Below are 9,471 nucleotides of genomic sequence, written 5' to 3'. Positions count from 1 at the left end.
TCCGATCCCGCGGAGCGGGTACCCTGCCGCTGACGCGGCAGGCAGGGCGAAGCCCTCCGCTTCGCTCCGGGCAGATTATCCGCTGCGCGGATAATCGAATTCCGCAAGCGGAATTCACAAACGAAAGCAATTCCCCTTCGGGGAATTGCACGAATTCCCGCAAGCGGGAATTCAACCCCGGCAGCGACAGGGGCGGTGCATCATCCCCGCGACTGTGTAGGCACAGCGATTCCCCAGCAGTGCCAAGGGAACTGACAGGCCGTCATCCCCACGGGGCGAAGGGGCCGGCCCCCGCAGTGCACGGGACTCCGCTGCGCTCCGTCCCTGACATCCCGTCACCAACTGACACACGGTCACACACCCCCTAACGCCCCATCAGAACCCCACCAGACTACACCACCACCCTCCAGCGAGGAAGCAGGACACGCACACCCGGACAAGCGTCCAACCGACACCACCAACACGGATGCATCCACATGATGCACTGTGTAGAATCAGCGAAGCAGACACACCCCATCCCCGACCCCCACAGAGCGGCACACACCGCCCCCGCAACGGAGCACGGGAACCCCAGGGAAAACCCAATAAGTGAACTCGGAAATACGCCGAGAATTCCCGGAAAGAGAAACCCGGATAAGGAGAAATGCGGAAATGGCGTTAAATCTGCGGGACCACCAGAAAGAAGCCATCGACGCGATCATCCGGGGACTCGACATCCCACCCGGAAAACGCATCCCCGCGGGCGGCCTGCGCGCCCAAGTCCACGCGGCGTGCGGCACCGGGAAGACCGTCATCGCCGCCACGGCCGCCAAGCGGCTGGTCCCCCACGGCCGCGTCCTGGTCCTCGTCCCCACCCTCGACCTACTCACCCAGACCATCCGCGCCTGGCAACAGGCAGGCCACACCGGGCCGTCGGTGGCCGTCTGCTCCCTCCAGGACGACCCCGAACTGGACGCGATGGACGTCCGCTGCACCACGATCCCGGTGCAGCTGTCGCTGTGGCACGGCTCCGGACCGGTCACGATCTACGCGACGTACGCCTCGCTGGGGGCGCTGACGGACGCTCACAGGGGCGAGTACGGGCAGAAGTTGGACCCCATGGACCTCGTGGTCGTCGACGAGGCGCACCGCACCAGTGGATCACTTGGTAAGGCGTGGGCGGCTGTCCACGACCAGGCGGCGATCCCTGCGGTGCGTCGGCTGTACATGACCGCCACCCCGCGGATCTGGGAGGAACGGCCGCTGCGCGAGGTTCGCGAGGGCCTGCGTGCCGCGCTCCGCGAGGAGATGGCGGCGTCCATGGACGACGAGCAGATCTTCGGGCCGGTGGTCTACAAGCTCACCCTCGCGGATGCCATCGCCCGTGGCCTGCTGGCCAAGTACCAGATCATCGTTGTGGAGCTGGCGGACCCGGTCGTCACCCCGCAGCGGTTGCGCGGTGAGGAACGCTCGGAGGAAGAGGTGCGCGGTCAGCGGCTCGGGGCGCTCCAGGCCGCCATGCTGCGCACTGCGGCTGAGCACAACCTCCAGACGATGATCACCTTCCACCACCGGACGATGGAGGCGGAGGCTTACAGCAAGGGTCTGCCGGCGGTGGCGCGGCGGCTGAACGAGGCGGACCCGGAGACGTACCCGTCCCGGATCTGGGCGAGTTGGCTCCAGGGCGAGCACGCCTCGGAGCACCGGGCGAAGATCCTGGGTGAGTTCGGCCGTCGGGCGGGGTTCGCGAGCTTGAGCAACTGCAAGGTGCTGGGTGAGGGCATCGACATCCGCGCCGTCGACTCCGTCGCGCTCCTGGACCCCAAGGGGGCGCCGCACGACATCGTCCAGGCCATCGGGCGGGCGCTGCGGCAAAAGCCGAAGCAGGGGAAACTGGCGTCCCTGATCGTGCCCGTGTTCCTGGGGCCCAGCGAGGTACCGGAAGACATGTTCGTCTCCAGTTCGTACCGGCCGCTGGTGAAAGTCCTCCAGGCATTGCGTGCCCACGATGAGGAGGCTGTGGAGCTGCTGGCGATCCCGCAGGACAGCCCCATGCGCCGCGAGGAACCCGCCCAGGGAATCGGCCCAGATCCTTCAGAAGGCGCCCCGGAAACCCGTACGCTGCTCCGATTTTCCACTACTCGGGACCCGAACATGGTCGCGGAGTGGGTCAGCTTCAACATCTTCGACACCGAACGCGTCGACTGGTCCCGTGGTTACGCAGCGTCACGAAAGTTTCGGCTGCGGGAAGGACACCTGCGGGTGCCGTTCGACCACGTGGAGCCGGGAAGGGAAGCCACCTCGCCGGAAGGTGAGGACCGTTCGGAGACGCGCGGTGCCGACGCCGTCAACGTGCCTGCGGGTATCGGCAGTTCGGACATCCGGCCATCCGGGCGGGGGTACCCGCTCGGGCACTGGATCAGCCGCCAGCGCAAGGCCTACGCCGCGGGCACCCTCACCGGCCTGCGCGTCCAGCGCCTGGACGGACTCGGCATGGTCTGGGACCACGCCGACGCCGCGTTCCAGGACGGCCTCGCCGCCGCCCGCGTGTACTACGCCGACCACGGCACCCTCGCCGCCCCACGCACCGCCACCGCGCTGGACCTGCCCGTCGGGCAGTGGCTGTCCAACCAGCGCCGTCCTGGGTTCCTGGACGGCCACCCCGAGCGCGCCGCCGCGTTGGCGGCGATCGACCCGGACTGGAACCCGTCGTGGCCGCTGGACTGGCAGCGCCACTACGCCGGGGTACGCGAATCCCTCGCCGCGGGCGCGGTGTTGGACGAGCTGGTGCCAGGGGTGACGATCCACGGGCACGACATCGGGCGGTGGCTGGAACGCCAGCGGCAGCCGGTGGTGTGGCGCGGCCTGTCCGCCGGACAGCGTGAACGGCTCTCTGAGCTGGGCGTGAAACCCCTCGCGGTCCCCAAGGCCGGGAAGGCCCCGAAAGCTGCTCGGAAGGCCGCTGGGGGCCCTTCCAGCGCCTTCGGGAAGGGTCTGGCTGCGCTTCGGCAGTACCAGGCCCGGACCGGATCGGTGACCGTGCCACGGGGGCACGTAGAAACCCTGGAGACTGCGCCGGGGGACGCCGGCGAGGGCGGCGAGCCGGTGGAGGTGAAGCTCGGCGTATGGCTCTCCAACACCAAGAGCCGCCGCGCCAAACTCACCGACCACCAACTCGAACAGCTCGCCGCGGCCGGACTCGACTGGCGGTAGACGAGACACCCGGACGGGGGCGCAGCAGCAGCGGCTGTTGCGGCCAGGCGGCGTACCTGCGGGTGTTGCGTCACCTGGTCAGGGCTGCACCGCAAGGTCGTCGAAAGACCAGGGAAGGCCTGCACCACCCGGCTAATGGTGGTGAACGTAAGATCGACAAACGTGGTCAACAGGCAAGAACAAGACAACAGGAACTCTCGTCAGGGCTCGGACCCCAATAACCCCGGGTTCGTTTTCGGCTATCCCGAGCCCGACAAGACCGACGTGGCGCCGCCCGGGCCGCCTGAAGGCGGGTGGCTCCCGTGCCCGTGCTGCGGCCACCAGATGTTCGGCGAGTTCCACATGTACGAGATCTGCAGCGTCTGCTTCTGGGAAGAGGAGCCGTTGCAGCTGCGGTATCCGACCGCGCCGTGGGGGCCGAACCACGGACTGAGCCTCATCGAGTGCCAGGCGAACTACCAGCGCTACGGAGCCTGCAGAGAGGACATGCTCAAGCATGTCCGGCCGCCGAACCCCGACGAACCCCTCGACCCGGGATGGCGGCCCCTGGACCCGATGCGCGACGCCTTCGAGACCGCCACCGGCGACACCCCGATGCCCGACGACCTGACCACCCTGTACTGGTGGCGGCCCACCTACTGGCGCCGCCACCACACGCCCAGCCGTAACAGCACCACCGACGCCTGACCTCCCGCGAAGCGCCCCAGGTGCCACGCCGCAGCCCGGTGCACGCGGTCAGGCAGCGGGAGTAACGCTCGGCGTGCGGATCACCAACACCAAAAGCCGCCGCGCCAAGCTCACCAACCACCAACTCGCCGACGCCGGCGGTAGACGACGCACCCGGAAGCGGCGCGGCAGCAACGGCTGCCGCGCCCGGGCGGCGTACCCCGCGGCCCGCCCGCTGCCCCGGCGTCCCAAGACGCCGTCTCGGTACACCTGCCGGAATCTCATTCCATCTGCAAGATCAGCCAGAAACCGCCCCACCAACCCGCAAAAACGGGAACACGACATAGGAACTGACGCCAGCCAAGCCCGAAACACCCGTCTCGCTGCACCTGCAGCACCACAGGTCAAAAGCCCTACAGATCACGCAACTTCAACGAGACAGGACAGTGTGGGACTACGCCGACGCGGCCTTCGACGAGGGCCTGGCGGCTGCGCGGGCGTACTTCGCCGACCACGGCACCCTGGCAGCCCCCAGGTCCGCCACGGCGCTGGACAGGCCCGTCGGGCAGTGGCTGTCCAACCAGCGCAGGCCCGGGTTCCTGGCCGGCCACCCCGAACGCGCCGAGGCCTTGGCGGCGATCGACCCGGACTGGAACCCGTCGTGGCCGCTGGACTGGCAGCGCCACTACGCGGGGGTCCGCGAATCCCTCGCGGCGGGCGCGACATTGGACGAGCTGGTGCCCGGCGTGACCATCCACGGCCACGACATCGGGCAGTGGCTGGACCGCCAACGCCAGCCGATGACGTGGCGCGGCCTGTCCACGGGACAGCGTGAACGGCTCTCTGAGCTGGGCGTGAAGCCCATCGCGGCCCCCAGCCGGGAAGGCCCCGAAAGCCGCCCAGAAGGGCACTCAGGGCCCTTCCAGCGCCTTCGAGAAGGGCCTGGCGGCGCTCCGGCAATACGTCGCACGCACCGGATCGGTGACCGTGCCACGGGGGCACGTAGAAACCCTGGAAGCCGGGCCTGAGGGCGGCGACGGCGAGCCGGTCGAGGTCAAGCTCGGCGTGTGGATCAGCAACACCAAAAGCCGCCGGGCGAAGCTCACTTCCGACCAGCTCGAACAGCTCGCCGAGATTGGGCTTGACTGGCGATAAGCAAAGAATGGTCGTGGGGATCAGGCGCTTGTCGATCGCCTGATCCCCCGTCGGATCTGCTGCCGCTGTTCCGCAGTCAAGCGTCAGCTGGCCGCACTGCGGGTGGCGTGGACGCGAAGAAGGTTCGCAGGGGGCGCGTCACCACTGCTGCGCGGGCGTCGTCGTTGATGAGGGTCCTTTGAAGCTCGTCCGCCGCGTCGGCGCCGAGTGCCTCAGAGGTCACCAGCCAGCGCAATAAGGTATCGATCAGCAAGCCCCTGGCCTCGGCCACCGCCGCTTCGTTGAGGTTCTTGACCTCATCGCCGTGGGCGTAGGCGCTACGCAGGTTGTAGCTCTGGCTCATGGTGTTGTACGCAGCCGCGCGGGCGTGGTCATCAAGCCGGAGCGTGGCCGCGTTTTGTTTGATCACAACGGTCGGCTGTCGCGCTCGTTCCTTGCTGCCCTTGAGGATGGCTTCCAGACCGATGACGTACTGGAGAAGGAGTTCGTCGAGTTCGTGGTCGTCGATGTAGTCGTCCCCGTAGGTCCTGGAGGATGCCTGGATTAGATGCCGTGCAGCCGCACCGAACCGACGAGAGGCTTTCCGGAAGGGGTCCGGGGTTGGTGGCGTGGCTGAAGCGACAGTGTCGACGATGTTCCACGTTCGTGCGCAGAAGGCCGCGAAGGCGGTCAGCTCGGTCTGCTTGACCTTGTAACGACCGCGCTGGTGGACCTCGGCGACGACCTCTCCCTCATTGTCGAAGATCGCGTCGAGGGGGAAGTCTTCGAAGGGGACTGAGGCACCGACGTGACGGCCAGCTTCGATGTGGAAGACGGCGTCCAGGTGCAGTGGTTCGTGGCGCCACATCATCAGCGTGGTGAGCACCTCAATGTGCCGTAGCGCCGGCCGTGTGTCGAGAGTCAGCTGCAATCCACCGGACGTCAGCGGTGCGGTTGGTCGCGGGATGGTCAGGAATGCCGAGCGCTGCAGCACATCCGGATGGAGGCGGACGTTTGGGAGCAGGGGCAGAAGCGAGGGCAGCGGATGTAGTGCGCTCAGGTCGGTGCGTGTCGCGGTGCGCAGCGTGTATGGGCCGATTGGCACCGAAGTCCCAGCCGGTAGGTCCGCGTCCAGGAGCAGCCACGTCTCTCGTACCGGTGTGGGGGCCGCGCACATCGCGGTCAGGTCATGTGCGAGGTCGTCCACTGCAACGTTCGCCCCGGACGCGATGAGACGACTAACGTCGGCCAAGCCGACGACCTTCAGCAGGACCTTGGCCGAGGGCAGCGTCTGGTCATCCTGGTACAAGTCCGGGCGACGGCTCGGAGGTGCCTGGCGTCCTACCTCGTCGCGAAGCGCATCGAAGGCGGGCCCCTCTCCCGAGGGTTGCCCGCTCGTGACATCGTTGATCCAGGCCTGCACGAGAGGAACAAACGATGAGTTGGACATAGTGGTCACGCTACGCCAAACTCGTGCTTGGGGCAGCGCTGCACGGGTACTTGGGTCCCCCGGATTGGGTGCGGACCGCTCCTTGCCGCCTATTCGTCATACTGTGCTTTTTCCTTCCGGCCTATGCACGACGGTTACGGAATACCTCGGATACGCCCCCACTCGCGTGCGTCCTGTGGCGGCATCCAACGGGTGGTGGGCGCCTGTCATGGCGAGCGATCGACATCCGAGTCATCAACGTCACTGCCAGCAGCGATCGACCCATCTCCGGCGTGGATTCCGCCTGGTGCTTGAACCGTCTGCGACATTGGCGTGGCCTGCGGTGCCGACCGCACCGTGGAACGTCTAACGCTGCCGCCCGCAGCGATCGATCCGCTTTCGGCGGTGATCTGCGGTACTGCCGGGGCAGGCGAGGAACGCAGAAGGCGGTGCACCGTATGCGCGAACACGGCCAGGGCCAGGATCGTTCCCAGCACTCCGGCGGCCTGGCTCGCTGCCTCCAAATCACCGGCTACCGTCCATACCACCAACCCGACGGCAACTACCGGGCAGCTGAACGCGATTGCCCACCACGCCGCACGCTTCCATCCTGTCATTCGGCCATCATGCCCCTGGCCACGACGCTTCGGGCAGGATCAAGAGTTCTCAAGGGCCAGCGGTGCCTGGTCGGCGACGCATGCCTGACATCGCGACGCAAGGTGGTGGACGAGTTGGGGTTTTGGCGGCGTTCCAAGCCAGCTGCGTCTTCGGCAAGGCGCGGCAACGGGATCTCGGCGCGGGACCGCTCGGTTGCTCTGGGCGGGGACGGCCAACACATCTCGACGGGCGACTACGCCGTTCATCAGGAGATCAACGCTGAACTGATGCTCACCTTGCCTCCGGAGGCCTTTAGGCCAGTCGCGGAAGTGGATGTCCCTGCGCAGCTCAGCAACTTGCGTCCCGGCTACTTTGTCGGCCGGGATGACGGGCTTGGGGAGATCGACCGCGCAATGCGCGTTTCCGGAGAGCGTGTGGTGCACGCCGTTTACGGGTTGGGGGGGATCGGCAAGTCCGCGCTTGCCGCCCACTGGGCCTCGACCCGGGCGCTGTGCCGCGTGCGCGTGCGCTGGTGGATCCCAGCCGCCTCGGAGGCCTCGCTGAATACGGGATTGGCAGGGCTTGCTGCGGCGCTGCAGCCCGAGCTCGCCATGTTGCCTACGGGCATCTTGCGGGAGCGTGCGATCCAGTGGCTGGGCACCCATGACGACTGGTTGCTCGTCCTCGACAATGTCGAAGACGTCGCTGTTGTCCGTGCACTTGTGGGGCGAACGGGCGGTGGCAGCGTCCTGATCACCAGCCGCCGTGCGCTCGGCTGGCATGGAACCTCGTCCACACAGCGTCTGGACGCCCCTGCTGAACTGGATGCAGCGGAGTTGTTCACAGCGATCCTGAACCAGCATGGACGCCGTGATAGCCAGGGAGCGGATGAGGTGTGTGCGGCGTTGGGGCGCCTGCCCCTCGCGGTAAAGCAGGCTGCGTCATACTGCGCAGCGACCGGCACCGACCCTCTTCAGTACCTGGAACTGTTGGCGCAGTGGCCGGCTGAGATGTTCGCGGCGTCCGCTGATGGGGACGCCGAGCGGACCATCGCCCGAGTCTGGCGTATCACGCTGAACCGTCTCGCCGAGAACCCGGACGCGACGGTGGTGCTCAGGATTTTGTCGTGGTTCGCGCCCGAGGGCATCCCGCGGGCGTTGCTTGACCGTGGTTCTCCGGACCCCGCACTGATTACTGCGATCGGGCAGCTTGCCGCTCACAGCATGATCGCGCAAGACCTTGAAAGCCTTTCGGTGCACCCGCTGGTGCAGGCGGTCGCGCGCACTCCGGACCTGGGTGATCCGCACCGCCAACCGGGGGACATCGAGTCCGCCCGTGAACTCGCCACGATGTGCGTTGAGGCTGCGATCCCGCGGGACTCGCATGACCCGCAGTTGTGGCCTCTGTGGCGTAAACTCCTGCCCCATGCGGAGGCGTTGATTGAGCGAGCCGACCCGGCTACAGATACCGAGTACACCGCCGCTCTGCTGGGCCGTGTGGGGAACTATCTACATGACCAGGGAGCCGGCAAGCTCGCTGTCGAGCGACTGACACGCGCCGTCGACATCATGCACAGGGCCCTCCCGGATAGCCCGTATACGCTCACGTTTGAAAACAGCCTCGCTGCGGCGCACGTCACCGCAGGCAACGTCGCCGTCGGCATCGCCCTGCACCAGCACACGCTGACCGCGCAGTACCAGCGCAACGACGACGCCGCTCCTGCGGTCTTGAACTCGCTCAACAACCTCGCCTCTGCCCTGCTGGCGGCTCACCGCTTTTACGAAGCGCTCCCGATGTTCCAAGAGGTACTGCGGGTACGGAAGGATTCCCTTCCCGAGGACGACCCCGCGACGTTGAACAGCCGCAACAACCTGGCGCGCACGCTCAGCGCGGTGGGCGAGCACGATGAGGCCATCCGCCTATTCGAGGTCAACCTCGCCGCCCGGACCCGGGTCCACGGACCGACTCACCGGATGACGTTCGAGGCGCTCCACAATCTGGGCGCAGCGCTTGCCGAGAGCGGAGAGAACGAACGCGCTCTGCCTCTGCTCGAGCACGCCCACCAGGAGCTAGGGCAACTCAGCGAACACCATCCCGACACCCTGGCCGCAGGCAACACCCTCGCGCGCTGCCTGTTGGAGATCGACCCCGACCGGGCCACAGCCCTCCACGAAGAGATCCTCACCTCGGCACTCACGGCCCACGGCCCGTCGCACCCCCTGACCGTCCTGTTCCGCCACAACCTCGGGTGCGCCTACGCCAGTAACGGACACCCGTCCGCTGCGCTCAAGCAGTGGGAGACGGCGTACGCCGACGCAGCCGAGACCTTCAGCAGCGACCATCCGCTGATGATGACGCTCACTCACCACCTCACCGACGCCCGCCGGAACCAGAACGACAAGAACTCATAGGCCCTGCGTGCGCGGGCGGTTGGTGTGGCCCGGGATGGAGCA

Annotated in this window: 6 protein-coding genes; 5 read left to right on the top strand and 1 reads right to left on the bottom strand. The window is 67.1% G+C overall.

Going from position 1 to position 9,471, the window contains the following annotated elements:
• Window positions 1-651 precede the first annotated feature (651 nt).
• The 4 genes from ACWD12_RS36840 (at window position 652) to ACWD12_RS36825 (ending at window position 5,013) form a co-directional block, all read left to right on the top strand.
• The gene (locus tag ACWD12_RS36840; RefSeq protein WP_450103265.1) at window positions 652-3,192 is read left to right on the top strand and encodes a Helicase associated domain protein; all 2,541 of its coding nucleotides are present in this window, start codon (window positions 652-654) and stop codon (window positions 3,190-3,192) included.
• Window positions 3,193-3,354: 162 nt separating this feature from the next.
• Window positions 3,355-3,879 carry a CPCC family cysteine-rich protein gene (locus ACWD12_RS36835; protein WP_450103264.1) on the top strand — a complete coding sequence of 175 codons (525 nt, stop codon included), beginning with the start codon at window positions 3,355-3,357 and terminating at the stop codon, window positions 3,877-3,879.
• A gap of 425 nt (window positions 3,880-4,304) precedes the next feature.
• Window positions 4,305-4,886: a helicase associated domain-containing protein gene (locus ACWD12_RS36830; protein WP_450103263.1), complete on the top strand. Its 582-nt coding sequence runs from the start codon at window positions 4,305-4,307 to the stop codon at window positions 4,884-4,886.
• Complete coding sequence (locus ACWD12_RS36825) at window positions 4,840-5,013, top strand: helicase associated domain-containing protein (RefSeq protein ID WP_450103262.1); 174 nt, start codon at window positions 4,840-4,842, stop codon at window positions 5,011-5,013. Before ACWD12_RS36830 ends, ACWD12_RS36825 begins: the two co-directional genes overlap by 47 nt.
• Window positions 5,014-5,089: 76 nt before the next feature.
• Here ACWD12_RS36825 and ACWD12_RS36820 read toward each other — a convergent pair whose 3' ends face one another.
• The gene (locus ACWD12_RS36820; protein WP_450103261.1) at window positions 5,090-6,442 is read right to left on the bottom strand and encodes a hypothetical protein; all 1,353 of its coding nucleotides are present in this window, start codon (window positions 6,440-6,442) and stop codon (window positions 5,090-5,092) included.
• Between the two features lie 437 nt (window positions 6,443-6,879).
• Here ACWD12_RS36820 and ACWD12_RS36815 point away from each other — a divergent pair, with 437 nt between their 5' ends.
• Entirely contained in the window at window positions 6,880-9,429 is a 2,550-nt protein-coding gene (locus ACWD12_RS36815) for a tetratricopeptide repeat protein (RefSeq protein ID WP_450103260.1), read from the top strand.
• Window positions 9,430-9,471: the final 42 nt, after the last annotated feature.

It is taken from the genome of Streptodolium elevatio (genome assembly GCF_053592165.1).
The sequence above is the reverse complement of the archived record's forward strand: the minus strand, read 5'-3'. Positions and strand labels throughout refer to the sequence as shown.